24 protein-coding genes are annotated in these 21,543 nt (G+C 73.7%); 6 read left to right on the forward strand and 18 right to left on the reverse strand.

What is annotated here, in order from left to right:
* Positions 1–5: 5 nt before the first annotated feature.
* The 3 genes from D1781_RS11850 to D1781_RS11860 are packed head-to-tail and all read right to left on the reverse strand — an operon-like array spanning position 6 to position 3,215.
* Positions 6–1,082 carry a geranylgeranyl reductase family protein gene (locus tag D1781_RS11850; RefSeq protein WP_199706575.1) on the reverse strand — a complete coding sequence of 359 codons (1,077 nt, stop codon included), beginning with the start codon at positions 1,080–1,082 and terminating at the stop codon, positions 6–8.
* Positions 1,079–1,810 carry a YqjF family protein gene (locus D1781_RS11855; RefSeq protein ID WP_119482476.1) on the reverse strand — a complete coding sequence of 244 codons (732 nt, stop codon included), beginning with the start codon at positions 1,808–1,810 and terminating at the stop codon, positions 1,079–1,081. Before D1781_RS11855 ends, D1781_RS11850 begins: the two co-directional genes overlap by 4 nt.
* Before the next feature lie 22 nt (positions 1,811–1,832).
* Positions 1,833–3,215: a glycine--tRNA ligase gene (locus D1781_RS11860; RefSeq protein ID WP_119482477.1), complete on the reverse strand. Its 1,383-nt coding sequence runs from the start codon at positions 3,213–3,215 to the stop codon at positions 1,833–1,835.
* A gap of 193 nt (positions 3,216–3,408) precedes the next feature.
* Here D1781_RS11860 and D1781_RS11865 point away from each other — a divergent pair, with 193 nt between their 5' ends.
* Entirely contained in the window at positions 3,409–3,735 is a 327-nt protein-coding gene (locus D1781_RS11865; RefSeq protein WP_119482478.1) for a hypothetical protein, read from the forward strand.
* Positions 3,736–3,739: 4 nt separating this feature from the next.
* Here D1781_RS11865 and D1781_RS11870 read toward each other — a convergent pair whose 3' ends face one another.
* Entirely contained in the window at positions 3,740–4,231 is a 492-nt protein-coding gene (locus D1781_RS11870) for a hypothetical protein (protein WP_119482479.1), read from the reverse strand.
* A gap of 56 nt (positions 4,232–4,287) precedes the next feature.
* Between D1781_RS11870 and D1781_RS11875 the strand changes: the two genes are divergently transcribed.
* Positions 4,288–4,821 (forward strand): P-loop NTPase family protein, encoded by a 534-nt coding sequence (locus D1781_RS11875; protein ID WP_119482480.1) that lies wholly within the window; start codon positions 4,288–4,290, stop codon positions 4,819–4,821.
* Between the two features lie 82 nt (positions 4,822–4,903).
* Here D1781_RS11875 and D1781_RS11880 read toward each other — a convergent pair whose 3' ends face one another.
* Together D1781_RS11880 and recO are read right to left on the reverse strand one after the other, a co-directional pair.
* On the reverse strand, positions 4,904–5,686 hold the full coding sequence (locus D1781_RS11880) for an isoprenyl transferase (protein ID WP_119482481.1): 783 nt from the start codon (positions 5,684–5,686) through the stop codon (positions 4,904–4,906).
* Positions 5,686–6,462 (reverse strand): DNA repair protein RecO, encoded by a 777-nt coding sequence (recO, locus tag D1781_RS11885; RefSeq protein ID WP_119482482.1) that lies wholly within the window; start codon positions 6,460–6,462, stop codon positions 5,686–5,688. Before recO ends, D1781_RS11880 begins: the two co-directional genes overlap by 1 nt.
* Positions 6,463–6,551: 89 nt before the next feature.
* Here recO and D1781_RS11890 point away from each other — a divergent pair, with 89 nt between their 5' ends.
* Entirely contained in the window at positions 6,552–6,779 is a 228-nt protein-coding gene (locus D1781_RS11890) for an Rv0909 family putative TA system antitoxin (RefSeq protein ID WP_119482483.1), read from the forward strand.
* 49 nt (positions 6,780–6,828) lie between these two features.
* Here the strand turns inward: D1781_RS11890 and D1781_RS11895 are convergent, their stop codons facing one another.
* From D1781_RS11895 to D1781_RS11910, 4 genes are all read right to left on the reverse strand, one after another.
* Complete coding sequence (locus tag D1781_RS11895; RefSeq protein ID WP_119482484.1) at positions 6,829–7,203, reverse strand: nuclear transport factor 2 family protein; 375 nt, start codon at positions 7,201–7,203, stop codon at positions 6,829–6,831.
* A 220-nt stretch (positions 7,204–7,423) separates the two neighbouring features.
* Positions 7,424–9,178 carry a 2-isopropylmalate synthase gene (gene leuA / locus D1781_RS11900; RefSeq protein WP_119482485.1) on the reverse strand — a complete coding sequence of 585 codons (1,755 nt, stop codon included), beginning with the start codon at positions 9,176–9,178 and terminating at the stop codon, positions 7,424–7,426.
* 265 nt (positions 9,179–9,443) lie between these two features.
* Entirely contained in the window at positions 9,444–10,016 is a 573-nt protein-coding gene (locus D1781_RS11905; protein WP_119483235.1) for a response regulator, read from the reverse strand.
* A 61-nt stretch (positions 10,017–10,077) separates the two neighbouring features.
* A complete protein-coding gene (locus tag D1781_RS11910; RefSeq protein ID WP_119482486.1) occupies positions 10,078–11,268 on the reverse strand; it encodes a sensor histidine kinase in 1,191 nt (396 codons plus the stop codon).
* A 124-nt stretch (positions 11,269–11,392) separates the two neighbouring features.
* Between D1781_RS11910 and D1781_RS11915 the strand changes: the two genes are divergently transcribed.
* Positions 11,393–12,550 (forward strand): glycosyltransferase family 4 protein, encoded by a 1,158-nt coding sequence (locus D1781_RS11915; RefSeq protein WP_119482487.1) that lies wholly within the window; start codon positions 11,393–11,395, stop codon positions 12,548–12,550.
* 119 nt (positions 12,551–12,669) lie between these two features.
* Here D1781_RS11915 and era read toward each other — a convergent pair whose 3' ends face one another.
* The 6 genes from era to D1781_RS11945 all read right to left on the reverse strand — a co-directional run bounded on the left by era (position 12,670) and on the right by D1781_RS11945 (position 17,669).
* Entirely contained in the window at positions 12,670–13,557 is an 888-nt protein-coding gene (gene era / locus D1781_RS11920) for a GTPase Era (protein WP_119482488.1), read from the reverse strand.
* Positions 13,554–14,855, reverse strand: a complete 1,302-nt coding sequence (locus tag D1781_RS11925) for a hemolysin family protein (RefSeq protein ID WP_119482489.1) — start codon at positions 14,853–14,855, stop codon at positions 13,554–13,556. Before D1781_RS11925 ends, era begins: the two co-directional genes overlap by 4 nt.
* Complete coding sequence (gene ybeY / locus D1781_RS11930) at positions 14,852–15,322, reverse strand: rRNA maturation RNase YbeY (protein ID WP_119482490.1); 471 nt, start codon at positions 15,320–15,322, stop codon at positions 14,852–14,854. Before ybeY ends, D1781_RS11925 begins: the two co-directional genes overlap by 4 nt.
* A complete protein-coding gene (locus D1781_RS11935) occupies positions 15,319–16,392 on the reverse strand; it encodes a PhoH family protein (protein ID WP_119483237.1) in 1,074 nt (357 codons plus the stop codon). The genes ybeY and D1781_RS11935 overlap by 4 nt, the downstream gene beginning before the upstream one ends.
* An 89-nt stretch (positions 16,393–16,481) precedes the next feature.
* Positions 16,482–16,874 (reverse strand): HIT domain-containing protein, encoded by a 393-nt coding sequence (locus tag D1781_RS11940; protein WP_119482491.1) that lies wholly within the window; start codon positions 16,872–16,874, stop codon positions 16,482–16,484.
* 144 nt (positions 16,875–17,018) lie between these two features.
* Positions 17,019–17,669: an FMN-dependent NADH-azoreductase gene (locus D1781_RS11945; RefSeq protein WP_119482492.1), complete on the reverse strand. Its 651-nt coding sequence runs from the start codon at positions 17,667–17,669 to the stop codon at positions 17,019–17,021.
* An 85-nt stretch (positions 17,670–17,754) separates the two neighbouring features.
* On the opposite strand from D1781_RS11945, the gene D1781_RS11950 reads away from it, so the two are divergent.
* Together D1781_RS11950 and argG are read left to right on the forward strand one after the other, a co-directional pair.
* On the forward strand, positions 17,755–18,102 hold the full coding sequence (locus tag D1781_RS11950) for a winged helix-turn-helix transcriptional regulator (RefSeq protein WP_233551300.1): 348 nt from the start codon (positions 17,755–17,757) through the stop codon (positions 18,100–18,102).
* Between the two features lie 34 nt (positions 18,103–18,136).
* The gene (gene argG, locus D1781_RS11955) at positions 18,137–19,552 is read left to right on the forward strand and encodes an argininosuccinate synthase (RefSeq protein ID WP_119482494.1); all 1,416 of its coding nucleotides are present in this window, start codon (positions 18,137–18,139) and stop codon (positions 19,550–19,552) included.
* A 134-nt stretch (positions 19,553–19,686) separates the two neighbouring features.
* Here argG and D1781_RS11960 read toward each other — a convergent pair whose 3' ends face one another.
* Both D1781_RS11960 and dnaJ read right to left on the reverse strand, forming a co-directional pair.
* Positions 19,687–20,409 carry a 16S rRNA (uracil(1498)-N(3))-methyltransferase gene (locus D1781_RS11960; RefSeq protein ID WP_119482495.1) on the reverse strand — a complete coding sequence of 241 codons (723 nt, stop codon included), beginning with the start codon at positions 20,407–20,409 and terminating at the stop codon, positions 19,687–19,689.
* Entirely contained in the window at positions 20,409–21,494 is a 1,086-nt protein-coding gene (gene dnaJ, locus D1781_RS11965; RefSeq protein WP_119482496.1) for a molecular chaperone DnaJ, read from the reverse strand. Before dnaJ ends, D1781_RS11960 begins: the two co-directional genes overlap by 1 nt.
* Positions 21,495–21,543 lie beyond the last annotated feature (49 nt).

The raw sequence follows: 21,543 nt of genomic DNA on the forward strand, positions 1-21,543 counted from the left end.
CGGCCTCAGCGGTGGAGGATCCGCAGCCCGGCCTCGCCGCGGCTGAAGCGGACGAAGCGGCGGGCGCCCGCGCCGGTCCTGGTGACCAGCAGGTGCACCAGCCACGGCGCGCGCTCGAACACCCGGAGCAGCCGGGCGCCCGCCCGCTGCTCCGGCTCCAGCTCGCGGGCGACGTACCGCTCGTACCCGTCGAGGTCGCCGTCGGCCGCCGCGACGCCGGCCGCGGTGCCGGAGCGCAGCGCGAAGGAGATCCCCTCCCGCGTCCAGGGCTCCAGGAGACCGGCGGCGTCACCGGCGACGAGGACGCGCCCGCGGCGGACGGGCGAGCCGGGCTCCCGCCAGCGGGTCAGGTGGCCCGAGTCGTGGAGTCGCTCGCGGTCCGCGAGGCCGAGTCCGTCGAGGAGCCGCGCGAGGTACGCCCGGGTCGCGGCGCCCTCGCCCTTGCGCTGGATCACGCCGACGGTCAACCGGTCGCCCTTCGGGAACACCCAGCCGTACGCGCCCGGGTCGCGGCCCCAGTCGAGGTGGACGCGCTCGGCCCAGTCCGCCTTCGTGCCGGCGAGCTCGACCTCGAGGCCGAGGTCGCTGCGCGCGATCCGCACGCCCACGTGGCGCCCGACCACGCCGGAGGACCCGTCGGCCCCGACGACCGCGCCGGCCACGAGCTCGACGCCGCCGGCGACCACGAGCACGCCGTCCGCCGTGTCCTCGAGCCGGGTGACGCGCACGTGGTCGCGGAACTCCGCGCCCGCGGCGACCGCGGCGTCCACGAGGGCCTGGTCCAGCACCTCGCGGCGCGCGAGGGCGAGGAACGGTCGGGTCGCCCGCACGCGGCGAGCGCGGCCGCCGCGCAGCGCGAAGGACGCGGTCGTCACGCGGGTCTCGACCGCGCCGAGCGCCGACGGCGGCAGGGCGTCGAGCGAGGTGCCGATGAGACCGCCCCCGCAGGTCTTGTACCGCGGGAAGCGGGCGGCGTCGACGAGCAGCGCGCGCCCGCCGCGCTCGGCCGCCGCCCGGGCGGCGCTCGATCCCGCGGGGCCGGCGCCGACCACGACGACGTCCCAGCGCTCGGCGCCGGTCACGGCACGGGCGCGGAGAACCGCGTGCTCACGCCCGGGGAGACCAGCACCGAGTCGGGCGCGCGGTCGGCGAGCCCGGGGAACCCCGCGTCCGCGAGCAGCTCGTCGCGCAGCTCGAGCAGCTCGCCGCGGAACAGCGGCCAGGGCTCGTGCTCGTTGCGCCAGTACCGCGTCCCGCCGGAACGCGCGACGTGCATCGCCCAGCGGGCGGTGAGGAAGTCGGCGACCGGGTCGCCCTCCACCCGCTCCGCCGAGCGGCGGACCGCGATGCGAGTGCGGGGCCGCGTCGCGCCCTCGATGCGCTCCGACGCGTACCGCAGCACGGGCCCGAGCCGCTCGCCCCGCATCCGCGCCCACCGGTACGGCAGGCCGAGCCCGATCCGGGCGGCCAGCACGGGCAGCAGGTGCTGCGCGTCGAGGCTGCGGAACACCACGCTCCGTCGGCCCCGCTCGTCGACGGCGTAGAGGCGGACGTTCGTCTCGAGGAACGTGCCGAGCCACGGCACCGGCGGCAGCGGCGGGAACGCCGACCGCTCCAGCCGGAACGGGATCAGCCCGACCCACGAGGCGCCGTCCGGCGTCGTGTCGGGCCGCGTGCCCTGCGGGAGCCACGGCGCGACCTCGGCGGGGTCGACCCGCCAGTGCAGGAACACGGCGTCCGCCCAGTGCTGCCGGATGACGGCGCGCCCCGGGAGCGGCGGCGAGACGTGCGCCACCGCCTCCGGGGTCATGGCAGTGCTCGTCGCAGCCGGGTCAGGCGCCGACGAGGGCCGACGCGAGGAAGCCGTGCAGCCTGTCGAGGCTCACCCGGTCCTGCTGCATCGTGTCCCGGCCGCGCACCGTGACCGACTGGTCGTCGAGGGAGTCGAAGTCGACCGTGATGCAGAACGGCGTGCCGATCTCGTCCTGCCGGCGGTAGCGGCGGCCGATCGCGCCGGCGTCGTCGAACTCGACGTTCCAGTCCTGCCGGAGGTCCGCCGCGACCTGCTTCGCGAGCGGCGACAGCCGCTCGTTGCGGCTGAGCGGCAGCACGGCGGCCTTGACCGGCGCGAGGCGCGGGTCGAGCCGGAGCACGGTGCGCTTGTCGACGCCGCCCTTCGTGTTCGGCGCCTCGTCCTCCGAGTACGCGTCGACGAGGAACGCCATCAGCGACCGCGTGACGCCCGCCGCGGGCTCGATGACGTACGGCGTCCACCGCTCCCCCGCGCCCTGGTCGAAGAAGCTGAGGTCCGTGCCGGACGCCTTCGAGTGGGTGCTGAGGTCGTAGTCGGTGCGGTTCGCGATGCCCTCGAGCTCGCCCCACTCGCCACCGGTGAAGCCGAACCGGTACTCGATGTCGACGGTCCGCTTCGAGTAGTGGGAGAGCTTCTCCTTCGCGTGCTCGTAGAGGCGGAGGTTCTCCGGCTTGATCCCGAGGTCGGTGTACCAGCGGTGCCGCTCGCCGATCCAGTACTCGTGCCACTCCTCGTCGGTGCCGGGCTGGACGAAGAACTCCATCTCCATCTGCTCGAACTCGCGGGTGCGGAAGATGAAGTTCCCGGGCGTGATCTCGTTGCGGAAGCTCTTGCCGATCTGGCCGATGCCGAACGGCGGCTTCATGCGGGCGGACTGCAGCACGTTCGCGAAGTTCACGAAGATGCCCTGCGCGGTCTCGGGCCGCAGGTAGTGCAGCCCGGCCTCGTCGTCGACGGGGCCGAGGAACGTCTTCATGAGGCCGGAGAAGGCGCGCGGCTCCGTCCAGGCGCCGGGCTGGCCGGTCTCGGGGTCGCGGATGTCCGCGAGGCCGTTCTCCGGCGGGTGGCCGTGCTTCGCCTCGTACGCCTCGATGAGGTGGTCGGCGCGGTAGCGCTTGTGCGTGTGGAGGCTCTCGACGAGCGGGTCCGAGAACACCTCGACGTGGCCGGACGCCTCCCACACCCGCCGCGGCAGGATCACGGATGAGTCGATGCCGACGACGTCCTCGCGGCCGCGGACCATCGTGCGCCACCACTGGCGCTTGATGTTCTCCTTCAGCTCCGCACCGAGGGGGCCGTAGTCCCAGGCGGAGCGGGAGCCGCCGTAGATCTCACCCGCCTGGAAGACGAAGCCCCGCCGCTTGGCGAGGGCGATGACGCTGTCGAGCGAGGTGGCTGCCACGGTTCTCCCGTCCGGGGCCTCGCCGGCTGCGGGGCCCTCATGTCGAACCGGAAGCCTATCGAGCCGCGGAGGCCGCCACCCCCGGACCGGGGCGGCGCAGTGCTACGCCCCGTGACCGCTGCCGTGGTGCGCCCGCTCCGGCCCACCTACCGTGACGGGACCGCCGGGCGGTCCGGCGATTCAGGAGTGGACGATGTCGCACCGCACGCACCCGCAGCAGGCCGTCGAGGCGTGCGAGCAGGGCGCGATGTGCATCGACGACCGCCCGGGTCACGCCGTCACGCTGCTCCACCTCCGGCTCGCCCACCTCCACCCGGAGGGCTGGTCGGACGCGGTCGTCGAGCGGTCCCGGCACGACGGCGCGATCGAGCTCCGCCGCTGGTCCGACGGCTCCGCGCTGCGGCTCTGGCACCACGTCGACCGCCGGGACCTCCTCGTCCCCGGGTCGCTGGTGTCGGTGCACGAGCGCTACGGCGTGCTCGCGGCCGGCGAGCACCGGCTGAACGTCGCCGCGCGCTGACGCCTCAGGCGGCGTCCGCCGTCATCGACGCGAGCAGCGCGCTGCACGCGGCGTCGCACGCCTCGCAGGCGTCGGCGCACATCGCGCACGTGGCGCTGCTCTCGGCGTGCATCCGGCACTCGGCCATGCACGCCGCGCACATCGCGATGCAGGCCTCGAGCATCGCGACCATCGCCGTGCGGTCCATGCCGGCAGGCCGCATCATCATGCGCATCGTCGTCGTGCAGACGTCGGCGCAGGTCGCGCAGCGCGAGGCGCAGGTGTCCATGCCCGCCATGCCGCCCATCGCGTCCGAGCACATCGTGCAGGCCTGCATGCACATCGAGCAGGCGTCGATCGCCTCCTGCAGCAGGCGCATGTCCATGCCCGTGTCGGTCGGCACGACCATGTCGTGCATCATCCGCGTCGTCGTCTCCATCACGAGCCCGTCCCCGTCCCCGCGCCGACGTGCCGCCCGGGCGGGCGGCTGGGTCCCGCCGGCCGCGATGCGCGTCACGGTAGGGACGACGCCTCGGAATCCGCTGCGGGCGGGCGTCGGAGGAGGATGGGCGGGTGCGGGCTCGTCGGATCCTCGTCGCGGGCCCCTCGGGGTCCGGCAAGACGACGCTGGCCCGGCGGATCGCGGTCGCGGCGGGCGTGACCCACACCGAGCTCGACGCGCTGCACTGGCACGCGGGGTGGACGCCGAACCCCGGCTTCGACGACGAGGTCGCGGCGCTCGTGGCTGGGGACGCCTGGGTCACGGAGTTCCAGTACGCGCGCGTGCGGCCGCTGCTCGCGTCGCGCGCGGACCTGCTCGTGTGGCTGCGCCCGCCGGCCGCCGTCGTGCTGCAGCGGGTCGTGCGGCGCACGGTGCTGCGGCGGCTGCGGCGGGAGGCGCTCTGGAACGGGAACGTCGAGGCGTCGCTGCTGACCTTCTTCACCGATCCGGACCACATCGTCCGCTGGTCGATCAAGACCCTCCGCGACGCGGAGGGCTGGGTGCGCGGCGCGAAGGCGGTCAACCCGGCGCTGCCCGTGGTGCAGGTGCGCTCGCGCCGGGACGCCGAGCGCCTGCTCGCCCTCCTGCGGCGCGACGCGCGGTAGCCCTGGCGCCGCGCGGTCGGCGTGCGGACCGCGCGACGCCGCGGCGACCGCGCGAGCCCGCGCGAGCCCGTGCGACCCGCGGTCAGGCGGAGGGCGCGTCGACCGCGCCCCCGAAGCGGCGGTCGCGGGCGTTGTACTGCGCGATCGCGTCCCACAGGTGGGTCCGGCGGTAGTCCGGCCAGAGCGTGTCCTGGAACACCATCTCGGCGTAGGCGGACTGCCAGAGCAGGAAGTTCGAGGTCCGCTGCTCCCCCGACGACCGCACGAACAGGTCGACGTCGGGCATGTCGGGCAGGTACAGGTGCCGGGCGATCGTCTTCTCGGTGATCGCGCTCGGCTTGAGCCGCCCCGCGGCGACCTCCTGCGCCACCTGCCGCACCGCGTCCTGGATCTCGACGCGGCCGCCGTAGTTGATGCACATCGTCAGCGTGAGCGTGCGGTTGTCGCGGGTCAGGTCCTCGGCGGCGCGGAGGTCGCCGATCACGGTGCGCCAGAGCCGCGGCGTGCGGCCGGCCCAGCGGATCCGCACGCCCCACTCGTTCAGCTGCTCGCGGCGGCGGCGCAGCACCTCGCGGTTGAAGCCGAGGATGAACCGCACCTCGTCGGGCGAGCGCGTCCAGTTCTCGGTGGAGAAGGCGTACGCGGAGAGGTGCTTCACGCCCGCCTGCAGCGCACCCGCCACGACGTCGAGCAGGGCGGCCTCGCCCGCGCGGTGGCCCTCGATGCGCGGGAGCCCGCGCCGGTTGGCCCACCGGCCGTTGCCGTCCATGACGACCGCGACGTGCTCCGGCACCTTCGCGAACGGCTCCGGGTACTCGTGCGTCCAGTCGACGGGTCGGATCGGGTCGAGCTGCACCCGCGCCATCAGGCGCCGACCCCGAGGCCCGCCGCGCTCGCACCCCGGGCGGCAGGGGCGGTGACGGCCCGGTCGAGGTGGTTCAGGGACTTCAGCCCGCGCTCCAGGTGCCACTGCACGTACGCCGCGATGACGCCGGACGCCTGCCCCCGCGTGGACGTGCCGGCCGCGTCCGCCAGGGCCCAGTTCCCGGTCAGGAGGGCGCCGAGCAGCTCGATCGTGTCCTCGGTGAGCCGCGGGGCGCCGGGCGGGGCGACCTCGTCCGCGACGACGCCGCCGAGCTGCGCGACGAACGCGGTGTGCGGCCCGGGGGCGCCCGTGACGGCGCAGTCGCCGAAGGTCGGCGCCCACCCCGCGATGGACAGCGCCCGGAGGAGGTAGGAGTCGAGGATGAGCGACGCCCCGTGCTCCGCTCGGGACAGCGCCCGCAGCGCCCCCACGAGCAGCAGGTACTGCTGCAGCGACGGCTCGTCGGTGAGCCGGTCCGCGGTCTCCACGATCACGTTCGCGGCCGTGAAGCTCGCGTAGTCGGCGGCGATCGACGCGCCGTACGTGCCGAGGGACTCCGCCTGCTGGATCACGTCGAGGCTGCGGCCCTCGTAGCACTGCAGGTCGACGACCATGAACGGCTCGACGTGCGATCCGAAGCGGCTCGAGGTGCGCCGCACGCCCTTCGCGACCGCACGGATCTTGCCGCGGTTCCTGCCGAGCATCGTGATGATGCGGTCCGCCTCCCCCAGCTGATGGGTGCGGAGCACGACGGCTTCGTCACGGTAGGTCGGCATCGGTCGATTCTCGCAGCCCCCACCGACGCACGGATGCGGACTCCCAGCCGCGCGCGGTAGCCAGGAGTCCCGACGACGAGGAGGACCCGATGGCAGGGCTGTTCGACCAGGCGAAGAAGTTCCTGAACAGCGAGCAGGGCGAGAAGGTCAGCGACCAGGTGCTCGACGCCGCGGCCGGCGCCGCCGACAAGGCGACGGGCGGCAAGCACACGGACAAGATCCGGAAGGCGCGCGACGCCGCGGACGACCGCGTCGGCACGCAGGACGCCGACCGGCCCCGCACGACCGACCCGACCGCGAGCCGCGACCGCTTCTGAGGCGTCGGCCGGGGCGCAGCCGCGCTGCTGCGCCCCGGCCGGCCGCGGATCAGGCCGCTGCGGCGAGCGGGAAGGCGCGCGCCTCCTCCAGGGACGCGAAGCGGTGGATGCTCGAGATCGAGCCCTCCCGCAGGCCGAAGGTCGAGTACACGGTCAGCGGCGTGCGCGTCGCGTCGCTGTTCCAGGTCGCGTCCTGGGCGACGACGATGCCGCCCGGGACGTCGTAGCAGTCGCGCGGCATCAGCCGCACCCCCGCCGTCTCCACCCATCTGATCATCTCGTCGCGACCGGTGGACTCGCCCTTGGGCCCCGCGACCACGACGTCCTCGGTGCATGCGGCGGCCGCTGTCGCGCCGTCCCCGTTGTTCACCGCGACGTGCCAGATGACGATGACGGAATCGAGGGTCGAAGTCGTGAGCGTCATGCGGCAAGGGTGCCGCACGGGGTCACGGCACGCCAGGAGCGTTCACGGAATGTTTCCTACGAGAAGGCCTCGGTTCGCCGATAACGAACAGATCACGGCGATGTTCCGCGGAATTCCCCGGGAAAGCAATGGCACCCGTCCGCATTCGCGGCCCACGAGGACGTGACGGCCGCCCTCCGGTGCCGCAGCACGGGAGGACGGCCGTCGTCGACGGGCCCGATCAGGCGAGGGCGAGCTGCTCCACCTCGGCCCGCACGGCGCGGTTGACGGAGGAGACGATGGCCTTCAGCGACGCGGTCGCGATGTCCGCGTCGATGCCGACGCCCCACAGGCGCACGCCGTTGACCTCCAGGTCGACGTAGGCGGCCGCCTTCGCGTCGCCGCCGGCGCTGAGCGCGTGCTCGACGTAGTCGTAGAGGGAGATGCGGAAGCCCTGCTCCCCCATCACGCGCAGGAAGGCGTCGATCGGGCCGTTGCCGCGGGCGGTCACGTCCTGCACGTCCTCGGCGATCCGCAGGCGCACGCCGAGGTCCACCTCCCCGTCGAGCTCGCTCGACGTGCGGGTGCGCAGCACCTCGAAGCGGCCCCACTTCTCGGACGGGTCGGGGTGCGGCAGGTACTCGTCCTGGAACGCGGTCCAGATCTCCTCGCTGGTGACCTCGCCGCCCTCCGCGTCGGTCTTCGCCTGCACGACGCCCGAGAACTCGATCTGCAGCTTGCGGGGCAGGTCGAGCGCGTGGTCGTTCTTCAGCAGATAGGCGACGCCGCCCTTGCCGGACTGCGAGTTGACGCGGATGACCGCCTCGTAGCTGCGGCCGAGGTCCTTCGGGTCGACGGGCAGGTACGGGACCGCCCACTCGAGCTCCTCGACGGGCCGGCCGGTGCGCTCGGCCTCCGCGGCCATCGCCTCGAAGCCCTTCTTGATCGCGTCCTGGTGGCTGCCGGAGAACGCCGTGTAGACGAGGTCGCCGGCCCACGGGCTGCGCTCGTGCACCCGCAGCTGGTTGCAGTGCTCCGCGGTCGCGCGGATGCGGTCGAGGTCGGAGAAGTCGATCTGCGGGTCGATGCCCTGCGTGAACAGGTTGATCCCGAGCGCGACCAGGTCGACGTTGCCGGTCCGCTCCCCGTTGCCGAAGAGGCAGCCCTCGATGCGGTCCGCGCCGGCCAGGTAGCCGAGCTCGGCCGCCGCGATCGCGGTGCCGCGGTCGTTGTGCGGGTGCAGGGAGAGGATCACGTGCTCGCGGTGCTCGAGGTGCCGGTTCATCCACTCGATCGAGTCGGCGTAGACGTTCGGCGTCGCCATCTCGACGGTGGCGGGCAGGTTGATGATGACGTTCCGCTCCGCGGTCGGGACGAAGACCTCCATCACCCGGTTGCAGACCTCGGCGGCGAACTCGACCTCGGTGCCCGTGTAGGACTCCGGCGAGTACTCGTAGTAGACGGTCGTCTCCGGCACCGTCTCCTCGTACCGCTTGCAGAGCCGCGCGCCCTCCACGGCGATGTCGATGATCCCCTGGCGGTCCGTGCGGAACACGACGTCGCGCTGCAGCACGCTCGTCGAGTTGTAGAGGTGCACGATCGCCTGCCTGGCGCCCCGGATCGACTCGTAGGTGCGGGCGATCAGGTGCTCGCGAGCCTGCGTCAGCACCTGGATCGTGACGTCGTCCGGGATCGCGCCCTCGTCGATCAGGCTGCGGACGAAGTCGAAGTCGGTCTGGCTCGCGGAGGGGAAGCCGACCTCGATCTCCTTGTAGCCCATCTGCACGAGGAGGTCGAACATGATGCGCTTGCGCTCGGGGCTCATCGGGTCGATGAGCGCCTGGTTGCCGTCGCGCAGGTCGACGGCGCACCAGCGCGGCGCGGTCGTGATCCGCTTCGTCGGCCAGGTGCGGTCGGGCAGGTCGACCCGGAACTGGTCGAGGTAGGGGCGGTACCGGTGGATCGGCATCGGGGACGGCTGCTGCCGGTTCTGCATGGTGGGCGATTCCTTCTGCTCGTCTGGGGCGGCCAACGCGAGGACTCCGCGACGAGGAGGGCCTGGAGGGTTAGGCCTCGTCGCGGCAGCGAAGGAGGAGGAGCGCCGTCAGCACGCGGTCACGGTACCACCCGGTCCCCGACGCGCCCCGGGGAGTCTCGCGGATCCGCATTTCGCTCGCGGATCCGCAGTTCCTGCCCGACACGCCGCTTGATGAAGCCCTCGGGGCGGCGTGTCGCGGAGTTCTTGCGGATCCGCGAAGGGGTCAGCCGGCGTGCCAGTGCACGACGAGCTGCACGCGGTCGCGGAGCCCCAGCTTGGCCAGGATGCGGGAGACGTGCGTCTTCACGGTCGCCTCGCTGACGTACTCGTGCGCCGCGATCTCCGCGTTCGAGAGCCCCTTGCCGGCGAGGTCGTAGATCTCCCGCTCGCGCGGGCTCAGCACGGCGAGCTCGTCGTCGCGCCGGACCCGGCCGCTGCCGAACGTGTCGAGGAGGTGGCCGATCGCGGCGGGTGCGATGACCGCGGCGCCGGCGTGCACCGTCCGCACCGCGGCGAGCAGGAACTCCGGCTTCGCGTCCTTCAGCACGAAGCCGGAGGCGCCGGCGCGCAGCGCCCGTGCGGCCGCCTCGTCGAGGTCGAACGTCGTGAGCACGAGCACCTTCGGCCGGACGCCGCGCTCCGCGAGCCGCTCGGTCGCGGTGACGCCGTCGACCCGGGGCATGCGGATGTCCATGAGCACGACGTCCGGGTCGAGCGCCGCCGCCGCGGCGACCCCCTCCTCGCCGTCGGCGGCCTCCCCCACGACCTCCAGGTCGTCCTGGCTGTCGAGCAGCATGCGGAGACCGGAGCGGAAGAGCGCCTGGTCGTCGACCAGGAGGATCCGGACGGGGCCGGCGTCAGGCACGGGCCATGAGCGCGGTCGGCGCGTCGGGAGCCGGCGAGGCGGGCAGGCTCGCGCGGACCCGGAACATGCCGCGGGTGCCGATGCCGACGGTGAAGTCGCCGCCCGCGAGCGCGGCCCGCTCGCGCATGCCGGGGATCCCGTGGCCCGGTCCCTCGACCTGCGGCACGCCGTCCTCGACGAGGGCGTTCGTCACGACCACCGCGACCGCGTGGTCGCCCCAGTCGAAGTCGACCGTCACGGGCTCCCCGGTGTCGCCGTGCCGCAGGGCGTTCGTCAACGACTCCTGCACCACGCGGTACACGGCGAGCTCGGTCGCGTCGCCGAGCGCGCGCTGGTGCCCGTAGTGCGCGACCTCCACCGCGAGCCCCAGCTGCCGGAACCCCTCGATCAGCGCGTCCAGATCGCTCGTCCCCGGTGCCGGCGTCGCCCGCTGCGTGTGCCGCAGCTCGTGCAGCAGCGTGCGCACCTCACCGAGCGCGTCCCGCGCGGTGTCCGCGATCGCCTCGAGCGCGGGTCCCACCGTGGTCGGGTCCTTCTCGGCCGCGTACCGGGCGCCGTCCGCCTGGGCGATCACGACCGCGAGCGAGTGGGCGACGACATCGTGCACGTCCCGGGCGACGCGGTTGCGCTCCTGCTCGATCACGACGTCCCGCTCGACCGCCCGCTCGCGCTCCTCCGACTCCGCGAGACCGGTCCGAAGGCGATCCGCCGAACGCCGCTGCCGGAGGACCCAGCCGAGCAGCAGGGCGCCCCCGCCCAGGAGCAGCACGATGATGAGGCTGGGGAACCCGTTGTTGGCTCCGGACAGGACGGTGTCCACCGCCACCAACAGGCCGCCCGCCCAGTGGAGCCGAGGATCGCCGGAGGACGCCGCACCGAGCACCGCGAACCACGCGGTCGCGCAGGCGAGCACGCCGCCCTCGTTGACGGCGGTGCCGTTGACGGCGCCGGAGAGCACGAGAAGCAGCACGAGCGCCGAGAGCCCCATGGCGAGCCAAGGGCGGGTCCACCAGCACAGGAGCACCAGGACCGCCGGGACGCCGTACACGAAGGCCAGGCCGCCGTTGCGGCCGAGCTCCGGAGTCCAGAGGGCGAAGAACCACACGACGGCAGCACCGGCTGCGACGGCCAGTCGTACGGCGCTGCTCTGCACGAGGCGCTCGAAGACGTCGGTCGGCTGCACGGCGTCAGGCTAGGGCGAGGGCCGCGCGCGACCGAGCCCTCCGCGCGCGAATCATCCCCGGGGATGACCGCGGTCAGCCGCTGGACGACGGTCCGCGACGGCGGCGCACCGGTTGCCTGCGGCCATGCGGATCGCGATCGTCCTCGACTACTCCCTCGACCTCGTCGGCGGTGCGCAGCGCGCCGCGCTGAACGAGGCGGCCGCCCTGGTCGCCGCGGGGCACGGCGTGCTGGTCGTCGCACCGCGTCCCCGCGGCCGGGCCGTGCTGCCGCCGGGCGTCGACGCGCTGTGGACCGAGGGGCGGCGCCTGCCGCTGCTGGACTTCCCCCTCGTCCGCGACGACGACGCGCTGCGCGACCGGCTGCACCGGCACCTGCGCTCGGCCGGGATCGAGGCGGTGCACCTCCACTCGGAGTTCGGGCACGCCCGCGCCGCGCTCGCGGCCGCTCGGCGGCTCGGGCTGCCCGTGACCCACACGGTGCACACCGCCTACTGGCCGGGCCTCCCCGCGCCGGTCCGTCCGGCGGCGCGCGCCCTGCTCGCCTCGGTCGCCGGTCCGGTGCCGCGCCGGTCGCCGAACCCCCTGCTCGACCACACGCTCGCGGTCGCCGTCGCGGCCGACGTCGTCGTCTCGCCGTCCGCGCACCAGGCCGCCGACCTCGCCGGCCTCGGGGTGCCCGCCCCGGTCGTGCTGCCGAACTGCGACGACGGCTCCGGCACCCCGACGCCGCTGCCGGAGGTCGACCACCTCCGGGTCGCGTGGATCGGGCGGTGCGTGCCGGAGAAGCGGCCGCTGACCTTCCTCGCCGGCGTCCGCCTCGCGCAGCGCCGGCTGCCACCGGATCGGCTGCGCGTCGCGATAGCGGGGAACGGGCTGCTGCTGCCGGTCGCGCGCCGGGCCGCGGAGGACGTGCCCGGCACGGTGCTGCTCGGGCGCCTCGACCGCAGCGGGGTGCAGCGCCTCATCGCGGACTCGCACCTGACCGCCCTCACCTCGCAGGGCTTCGACAACCAGCCCATGACGGTGGTGGAGTCGGTGCGCGCGGGCCGCGGGGTGCTCCACACCGACCCGCGGCTCACGGAGGGGCTGGACCGGGCGGGCCTGCTCACCGCCGGTGCCGACGCCGAGGCGATCGCCGACCGGCTGGTCGAGCTGGCCCTCGACCTCGAGCCGGTCCGACGGGCCGCCGAGGGCGCGCGGGCGAGCGCGGACCTGTTCGCTCCCGAGACCCACGTCCGGCGCCTGCTCCCCCTCCTCGCCGGGCAGCACGCGCGCGCCTGATCCGTTCGCGGATCCGCAGTTCTCGGGCGACACGCCGCTGCGCGACCCCTCGGTCCCGGCGTGTCGTCGGGTTCTTGCGGATCCGCGTAAGGACTGCGGATCCGCGAAGGGCGGGAGGGTCAGAAGCCGAGGCGGCCCAGCTGCTTCGGGTCGCGCTGCCACTCCTTGGCCACCTTGACGTGGAGGGAGAGGAAGACCTTCGTGCCGACCAGGGGCTCGATCTGCGCGCGGGCGGCGGTGCCGACCTCCTTGAGGCGGGCGCCCTTGCGGCCGATCATGATGATCCGCTGGCTGTCGCGCTCGACCCAGACGTTGGCGAAGATCCGGGTGAGCCCGTCCTCCTCCTCGACGTCGTCGACCGTGACCGCGAGGGAGTGCGGCAGCTCCTCGCGGGCGCCCTCGAGGGCGGCCTCGCGGATGAGCTCGGCGATCCGCTGCTCGAGCGACTCGTCGGTCACCGCCTCCTCGCCGTAGAGCGCGGGGCCCTCCGGCATCAGCTTCAGCGCCTCCTGCACGAGCACGTCGAGCTGGATGCCGTCCTGCGCGGAGACGGGGATCACGCTGTCCCACTCCCCCAGCGCGCTGACCGCGAGCAGCTGCTCGCCCACGCGGTCCCGGGGCACCGCGTCGATCTTCGTGACGATCGCGATCCGCTTCGCGCGAGGCGCGTCGTCGAGGCGGCCGTGCAGGAACCGGTCGCCCGGCCCGATCGGCTCGCCGGCGGGCACGCAGAAGCCGACCACGTCGACGTCGGCGAGCGTCGCCGCGACGACGTCGTTCAGCCGTTCGCCGAGCAGGGTGCGGGGCCGGTGCATGCCCGGCGTGTCCACGACGACGAGCTGCCCCTCCGGCCGGGTCACGATGCCGCGGATCGCGCGCCGCGTCGTCTGCGGCTTCGGCGACGTGATGGCGACCTTCTCGCCGACGAGCGCGTTCATGAGCGTCGACTTGCCGACGTTCGGCCGCCCGACGAAGGTCAGGAACCCCGACCGGTAGCCCTCGCTCATGCGCCCATCACCTTCGCGTCCTCCTCGGCCTCCGCGTCCGGGTCCCGGAGGCGCTCGACGGTCACGCGGGTGAGCCCGCGGCGCCGTCCCTCGATGCGCTCGGCGGTGAGCCGCACGCCGTCGACCTCGACCCGGTCCCCCAGCATCGGGAGGCGGTCCAGCCGCTTCGTGAGCAGCCCGCCGACCGAGTCGACGTCCTCGTCCTCCACCTCGAACCCGAGGAGGTCGGAGAGCTCGTCGAGCTGCATGCGCGCCGAGACCAGCCAGCGGCCGTCGCCGATCTGCGTGCTGTCCGACGTCTCGCGGTCGGACTCGTCGGTGATGTCGCCGACGAGCTCCTCGATCAGGTCCTCGAGCGTGACGAGGCCGGCGATGCCGCCGTACTCGTCGACCACCATCGCGAGGTGGTTCGACGCCTGCTGCATCTGCCGCAGCGTCTCGTCCGCCTTCTTCGAGTCGGGCACGAACAGCACGGGCCGCGCGAGCTCCGCGGCGGTCGGCAGCTCGTCGCGCTTCTTCGGCCGCTCCGTGAGCACGCGGGCGACGTCGCGGAGGTGGAGGACGCCGACGATGTCGTCCGCGTCCTTCGCCCGCACCGGCACGCGCGACAGCGCGCGGTTCAGCAGCAGGCGCATCGCCGCGTCCGCCTCGGCCGTCGCCTCGATGGTCACCATGTCGGTGCGCGGCACCATCACCTCGCGCACGGCGGTGTCGCCCCACTCGAAGATCGAGTGGATCAGCTCGCGGTCGTCCTGCTCGAGCACGTCGAGCTCGGTCGCCTCGTCGACCATGGAGAGCAGCTGCTCCTCCGACGTGAACGTCGCGGCCCCGCGGGCGCGACCGGGCGTCACCACGTTGCCCAGCCAGACGAGCGCCCCGGCCAGCGGGCCGATCACGAGGCGGGACGCGCGGATCACGGGCGCGGCGGTGCGCAGCAGCCCGCGCGGGTGCGTCCGGCCGACGCTGCGCGGGCTCGCGCCGACGAGCACGAACGAGACCGCGGTCATCACGACCGCGGAGATCAGCAGCACGAGCCACGGGTTCTCGACCACGGCCGCGAACGCCAGCGTCACGAGCACCGCGGCGCTGGTCTCCGCCAGCACCCGGAGGAAGTTCACCGCGTTGATGTGCGCACCGGTGTCGGCGGCGATCCCGAGCAGCGAGCGCCGGAAGCGCGCGCGGATCGCGGCCTCCTGCAGCTCCGCCCGCGACAGCGTGACCATCGCCGCGTCGCAGGCCGCGAGGAGGCCGCCGAACACGACGAGGACCGCGGCGGCGACGAGGAAGAGGGCCGTCATGCCCGTCTCTGCTGCTTCTCCTGCACCGCGAAGCCGACCAGGACGTCCCGCTGGACCCCGAACATCTCCCGCTCGTCCTCCGGCTCCGCGTGGTCGAAGCCGAGGAGGTGCAGCAGCCCGTGCGCGGTCAGCAGCTCGATCTCCTCGAGCACCGAGTGGCCGGCGGTCTTCGCCTGCGCCTCCGCCACCTGCGGGCACACGACGATGTCGCCGAGCAGCCCGGCGGGCGTCGGGGCGTCGTCGGTGCCGGGCCGCAGCTCGTCCATCGGGAAGCTGAGCACGTCGGTCGGCCCGGGCTCGTCCATCCACTGCACGTGGAGCTGCTCCATGGCGGCCTCGTCGACGAAGAGGATCGCGACGTCGGCGTCCGGGTGCACGTGCAGCAGGTCGAGCGCGAAGGTGACGAGCCGCTGGATCGCGGCCTCGTCGACCGGGACGCCGGACTCGTTGTTGAGCTCGACGCTCATCGGTGCCGGCCCTGCTCCCGCTCGCCCGCCCGGCGCTCGGCCCGGTTCTGCGGCGGCCGGTAGTCGGTCGGCGGCCGCGTGCGGCCGGGCTCGTCGCTGCTCGCGCGCTCCGGACGGCGGGCCGCCGCGGCCGCGAGGCGCTCCTCGTCGTAGCGGCTGTAGGCGTCCACGATCCGGCCGACGAGGGAGTGGCGCACGACGTCCTCGCTGCCGAGCCGCGAGAAGTGGATGTCGTCGATCCCCTCGACGATCCGCTGCACGGTCCGGAGGCCGGAGACGTTGCCGGGCAGGTCGACCTGCGTGATGTCGCCGGTGACGACCATCTTCGAGTTGAAGCCGAGCCGGGTGAGGAACATCTTCATCTGCTCGGGCGTCGTGTTCTGCGCCTCGTCGAGCACGACGAACGAGTCGTTCAGGGTGCGGCCGCGCATGTAGGCGAGGGGCGCGACCTCGATCGTCGACGTCGCCATGAGCTTCGGGACCAGCTCCGGGTCCATCATCTCGTTCAGCGCGTCGTAGAGCGGGCGGAGGTACGGGTCGATCTTGTCCGTCAGGGTGCCCGGCAGGTAGCCGAGCCGCTCCCCCGCCTCCACCGCGGGCCGCGTCAGGATGATGCGGCTCACCTGCTTGCGGGTGAGCGCCTGCACGGCCTTCGCCATGGCGAGGTACGTCTTGCCGGTGCCGGCGGGGCCGATGCCGAACGTGATCGTGTTGTGGTCGATCGCCTCGACGTAGGCCTTCTGGCCGAGCGTCTTCGGGCGGATCGCCCGGCCGCGGGCGGTGAGGATCGCCTGCCCGAGCAGCTCGGACGGGTGCGAGTCGCGGTCGGCCTCGAGGATGCGGGCGGAGGAGTTCACGTCCACCGGCCCGAGCTCGTGGCCGTTGCGGACCATCTGCAGCAGCTCCTCGATGAGGCGCTGCGCGGCGGCGACCTGCTGGGGCTCGCCGTCGAGCGTGACCTCGTTGCCGCGCACGAGCACCTCGACCAGCGGGAACTGCTGCTCGATCTGACCGAGCAGGCGGTCCTGCGGGCCGAGGAGACGGACCATCGCGATGCCGTCGACCGACATCGTCCGGGTCTCGGAGGCGGCCGCCGGGTAGCGGCGGGTCACGGACGACGCCGTGCGCCCCGCGGTCGGACGGAGGTCGTCGGAGTCGGTCAAGCTTCCTCTCCATCGGGCATGCCGCCCGTCATCGTGCCCTCGTCGAGCCCCTGCGGAGCGGCCAGGACGTGGGCGTGCACGTGGAAGACGGTCTGCCCCGCGCCGGCGCCCGTGTTGAAGATCAGGCGGAAGTCGCTCGCGCCGGCCCGCTGCGCCGCGACCTTCGCGGCCTCGACCATCGAGGCGAGCAGCTTCGGGTCCCCGGCCGCCAGCGCGGTGACGTCCGCGTAGGCGTCGGTCTTCGGGATCACGAGCAGGTGGACGGGCGCCTGCGGGGCGATGTCGCGGATCACGAACACGTCGTCGGTCTGCAGCACCATCTCGCTCGGGATCTCCCCGCGCAGGATGCGCGTGAACACCGAGGGCTCCGTGCCGACGCGCTCCGTCATGGCCGCCGATCCTACCGGCGGCGCCTGCACGCGAGCGGCCCGATCCGCGTCCGTCCGCGCTCGGCGGAACGGCGCTCCGGCCGACGGAGGGCGGCCGCACCACCGTTCCCTCCTCCGCCGGCCGGGCGCGGGCCCGGGCGGCGGTCAGGCCGCCAGGCGGATCGGCCGCAGGGCGCGGCCGTGCTCGCGGGCGGCGGCCTCCGCCTGCTCGCGCAGGTCGTCGGCGATCGCCGTGAACCGGTCGAGGGCCGGGTTCACGCCCACGAGCGTGAGCTCGCGCTCGACGACGCGGAGGTCCAGGCCCCACAGGTCGCCGAGGATGCGGCGCATCCACGCCGTCGCGTGGTCCCAGCCCTCGCGGGGCGCGCCCGCGGCGTAGTTCCCGCCCCGCACGGTGGCGAGCACGGCGGGCTTGCCCGCGAGCAGCGTGGAGCCCGGGGCCATCCGCGGGTCGGCGATCACGAGGTCGACGTACGTCTTGAAGTGCTGCGAGACGCCGTAGTTGTAGAGGGGCACGGCGAAGAGCAGGGCGTCCGCGTCGTCGAGCTCGTCGACGAGCGCGGTCGCGAGCGCCGTCGCCGCCGACTGCTCGGCCGTGCGCTGGGACTCGGGCAGCGCGGAGCCGGAGACCGCGTCCGCCCAGGCCGTGGCCGGGATCGGCTCGACGCCGATGTGGCGGCTGACGACCTCGGCGCCCGGGTCGCCGGCGCGCCACTCCTCCTCGACGATGTCGGCGATCTCGCGGCTCGCGGAGCCGTCGATCCGGATGCTGGCGTCCAGACGGAACAGGGACACGGGCCCACCTCCCAGTCGTTTCGTAGTCGCTTGTTTTTTCCTAGCGACAGCGGAAACCGTAGCAGCACCGGAGTACGATCGCGGTGTGACCGAGCACGAGGTGCGCGCCTGCGACGCCGCGATGGTCCGCGCCTTCGAGGTGCTCGGGAAGCGCTGGAACGGGATGATCCTGAGCGTGCTCGCCCAGGGCCCCGCCGCCTTCAGCGAGCTGCGCCGGGCGCTCGGCACGATCAGCGACTCGATGCTGTCGGACCGGCTCAGCGAGCTCGCCTCCGCCGGGCTGATCGAGCGCAGCGTCGACCCGGGGCCGCCGGTCGCGGTCTCGTACGGGCTCACCGCGTCGGGCCGCGGCCTCGCGCCCGCCTTCGACCTCCTCGCCGGCTGGGCGCGCCAGAGCCTCGGCGGGGCGGCCCCCGCGGCCGCCGAGCGCTGAACCCTCCCGCCGCGGCACGGTAGTTTCGGCACTCGTGTCGAAGATCCTCTCGGACCTGCCCGTCGGCGAGCGCGTCGGCATCGCCTTCTCCGGAGGGCTCGACACCTCCGTCGCGGTGGCGTGGATGCGCGAGCACGGCGCGATCCCGTTCGCCTACACCGCCGACCTCGGGCAGTACGACGAGCCCGACCTGGCCTCCGTGCCCGGCCGCGCGAAGGAGTACGGCGCCGAGGGCGCCCGCCTCGTGGACTGCCGCGCCGCGCTGGTCGAGGAGGGCCTCGCCGCCCTCGCCTGCGGCGCCTTCCACATCCGCGCCGGCGGCACCCCCTACTTCAACACCACACCGCTCGGCCGCGCGGTCACCGGCACGATGCTCGTGAAGGCGATGGAGGCGGACGGCGTCTCGATCTGGGGCGACGGGTCGACCTTCAAGGGCAACGACATCGAGCGCTTCTACCGCTACGGCCTGCTCGCCAACCCCGACCTGCGGATCTACAAGCCGTGGCTCGACCGGGCGTTCGTCGGCGAGCTCGGCGGTCGCGCGGAGATGTCGGCGTGGCTGACCGAGCGCGGCCTCCCCTACCGCGCGTCGGCGGAGAAGGCCTACTCGACGGACGCGAACATCTGGGGCGCGACGCACGAGGCGAAGAAGCTCGAGGAGCTCGACAGCTCCATCGAGCTCGTCGAGCCGATCATGGGCGTGAAGGCCTGGGACCCGGCGACGACCGTGGAGCCGGAGGACGTGACGATCGGCTTCGAGCAGGGCCGCCCCGTCTCCGTGAACGGCCGCCGCTACGACGACGCCGTCGCGCTCGTGCAGGAGGTCAACGCGATCGGCGGCCGCCACGGCCTCGGCATGACCGACCAGATCGAGAACCGCATCATCGAGGCGAAGAGCCGCGGCATCTACGAGGCGCCCGGCATGGCGCTGCTGTTCGTCGTCTACGAGCGCCTCGTCTCCGCGATCCACAACGAGGACGTCCTCGCCTCCTACATGACCGAGGGCCGCCGCCTCGGCCGGCTGCTCTACGAGGGCCGCTGGCTCGAGCCGCAGTCGCTGATGCTGCGCCAGTCGCTCACCCGCTGGGTGGGCGCGCCGATCACCGGCGAGGTCGCGCTCCGCCTGCGCCGCGGCAACGACTGGACGATCCTGAACACGGTCTCGCCGAACGCGAGCTACCAGCCGGAGCGGCTCTCGATGGAGCGCACCGAGGACGCGGCGTTCGACCCGAACGACCGCATCGGGCAGCTCACGATGCGCAACCTCGACCTCGCCGACTCCCGCGCGAAGCTCGAGTTCTTCGACGGGCTCGGCGTCTTCGGCAGCACCGTGCACGCCCTCGTCGGCGAGCTTGAGCCGGGTCGCGCGAACCGCATCGCCTCCTCCGGGCACGACGACAGCGCCGAGGACCTGCTCGACGCCGCCGCGATGGAGTCCGGCACCGACTGACCCCGACTCCGTTTTGAAGGAGTTCTCGCGGGATGGCGCGAAGAACTCCTTCAAAACGGAAATGGCGGGGGGCGGTCTCGAGGCTGCGCTCGCACCTCGACCAGCGGGGGCAGCGGGGCGAGCGGGCGGAGGCGCTAGCGCCAGAGGTCGAGGCGGGCCGCCAGGGCCGCGAGCGCCGCAGGGCCCGCCGTCGAGGTGCGCAGCACGAGCGGGCCGAGGCGCACCGCCGTCGCGCCCGCCGACTCGAGGCGCTCGCGCTCCTCGGGCGCGATGCCGCCCTCGGGGCCGACGACGAGCACGATCGCGCGGTCGGCCGGGAGGCCCGCCTCGAGCAGCGGCAGCTCCGCTGCCGGTTCGAGCAGCAGCACGCTCGCATCGGCGGCGAGGCGCTCGAGGTCCGCGGTCGTCGCGAGCGGCCGCACCGCCGCGGCCCAGGGGCGCATCGACTGCTTGCCCGCCTCGCGCACGATCGACGCCCAGCGCTCGACGCCCGTGACGGCCTTCGGGCCGGTCCACCGGCTGACGCTGCGGGCCGCCTGCCACGGCACGACCGCGGCGACGCCGAGCTCCGTCGCCGCCTGGATCGCCGCCTCGTCGCGGCCGCCCTTCGCGAGCGCCTGCACGAGCACGATCCGCGGCGACGGCTCGGGCTCCTCGCGGAGCGCGTGCACGTCGAGCAGGACCCGGTCGCGCGCGACCGACACCGCCTCGGCGTCCGCGACCCGGCCGCGGCCGTCGCCGACCACGACCCGCTCACCGGCGCGGAGGCGCGCGACCTGCGCCGCGTGCCGCGCCTCCTCCCCCGTCAGCTCCGCCGACGCGTCGTCGAGGGAGGCGGCGAGGTAGAAGTGCGCCACTAGACGCCGAGGAAGCGGTCGCGCAGCTTCGCGAAGAGGCCCTGCTGGAAGTGCGCGAACTGCGGCGGCTTCTGCTTGCTGCGGCCCGCGAGCTGGCGGACGAGCTCGGTCGCCTTCGCGTCGAGCTTCGTCGGGGTCACGACCTGGACGCCGATGCGCAGGTCGCCCCGCCCGGTGCCGCGGAGGCGGGTGATGCCGCGGCCGGGCACGGTGATGACCTCGGCGCTCTGCACGCCGGCGTGGACCTCGATCTCGACCTCGCCGTCGAGCGCGGCGAGCTTCGCGGTCGTGCCGAGCACGGCGTCGGTCATCTGGACCTCGAGCGTCGCCAGCAGGTCGTCGCCCGACCGGCTGAACACGTCGTGGTGGCGCACCTTGACCTCGAGGTACAGGTCGCCGGCGGGGCCGCCGGCCTGCCCGACCTCGCCCATGCCCGCGAGCTGGAGGCGGAGGCCCGTCTCGACGCCGCCCGGGATGTCGACCGGGATCGTCGTGCGGGCGCGCACGCGGCCCTGGCCGGCGCAGTTCGTGCAGGGGAAGGGGATGACGGTGCCGTAGCCGCGGCACACGGTGCAGGGCGTCGAGGTCATGACGTTGCCGAGCAGCGAGCGGACCGCGCGCTGGATCTGGCCGGAGCCGTGGCAGATGTCGCACGTCGCGAGGGAGGTGCCGGGCTGGGTGCACGCGCCGTGGCAGACGTCGCAGAGCACGGCGGTGTCGATCTCGAGGTCGCGGTGCGTGCCGAAGACGACGTCCTCGAGGTCGACCTCGACGCGGAGCAGCGCGTCCTGGCCGCGCTCCTGCCGCGACTTCGGGCCGCCGCGCATGCCGCCGCCGAAGAACGACTCGAAGATGTCGCCGAAGCCGAAGGCCTGGCCCCCCTGGCCGCCCATGTCGTACTCCTGCCGCTGCCGCGGGTCGGAGAGCACGTCGTAGGCGTGGGTGACGTCCTTGAACTTCTCGGCCGCGTCCGCGCCCGGGTTCACGTCCGGGTGCAGCTGGCGCGCGAGCCGGCGGTACGCCTTCTTGATGTCGTCGGCGGAGGCGTCGCGGGAGACGCCCAGCACCTCGTAATGGTCAGCCACGGAGGCCCTCCTCGTCGCCGCGGCCCTGCGCGGCGGCACGTCGTGGCCG

This window comes from Amnibacterium setariae (assembly GCF_003581425.1).
GTDB lineage: Bacteria > Actinomycetota > Actinomycetes > Actinomycetales > Microbacteriaceae > Amnibacterium > Amnibacterium setariae.

Coding starts and splice junctions, on each gene's coding strand:
- D1781_RS11855 (WP_119482476.1), bottom strand. CDS start 1,810: ATGACCCCGGAGGCGGTGGCGCACGTCTCGCCGCCGCTCCCGGGGCGC.
- D1781_RS11865 (WP_119482478.1), top strand. CDS start 3,409: ATGTCGCACCGCACGCACCCGCAGCAGGCCGTCGAGGCGTGCGAGCAG.
- D1781_RS11880 (WP_119482481.1), bottom strand. CDS start 5,686: ATGGCGCGGGTGCAGCTCGACCCGATCCGACCCGTCGACTGGACGCAC.
- recO (WP_119482482.1), bottom strand. CDS start 6,462: ATGCCGACCTACCGTGACGAAGCCGTCGTGCTCCGCACCCATCAGCTG.
- D1781_RS11890 (WP_119482483.1), top strand. CDS start 6,552: ATGGCAGGGCTGTTCGACCAGGCGAAGAAGTTCCTGAACAGCGAGCAG.
- D1781_RS11895 (WP_119482484.1), bottom strand. CDS start 7,203: ATGACGCTCACGACTTCGACCCTCGATTCCGTCATCGTCATCTGGCAC.
- leuA (WP_119482485.1), bottom strand. CDS start 9,178: ATGCAGAACCGGCAGCAGCCGTCCCCGATGCCGATCCACCGGTACCGC.
- D1781_RS11905 (WP_119483235.1), bottom strand. CDS start 10,016: ATGCTGCTCGACAGCCAGGACGACCTGGAGGTCGTGGGGGAGGCCGCC.
- D1781_RS11915 (WP_119482487.1), top strand. CDS start 11,393: ATGCGGATCGCGATCGTCCTCGACTACTCCCTCGACCTCGTCGGCGGT.
- era (WP_119482488.1), bottom strand. CDS start 13,557: ATGAGCGAGGGCTACCGGTCGGGGTTCCTGACCTTCGTCGGGCGGCCG.
- D1781_RS11925 (WP_119482489.1), bottom strand. CDS start 14,855: ATGACGGCCCTCTTCCTCGTCGCCGCCGCGGTCCTCGTCGTGTTCGGC.
- ybeY (WP_119482490.1), bottom strand. CDS start 15,322: ATGAGCGTCGAGCTCAACAACGAGTCCGGCGTCCCGGTCGACGAGGCC.
- D1781_RS11935 (WP_119483237.1), bottom strand. CDS start 16,392: ATGTCGGTCGACGGCATCGCGATGGTCCGTCTCCTCGGCCCGCAGGAC.
- D1781_RS11940 (WP_119482491.1), bottom strand. CDS start 16,874: ATGACGGAGCGCGTCGGCACGGAGCCCTCGGTGTTCACGCGCATCCTG.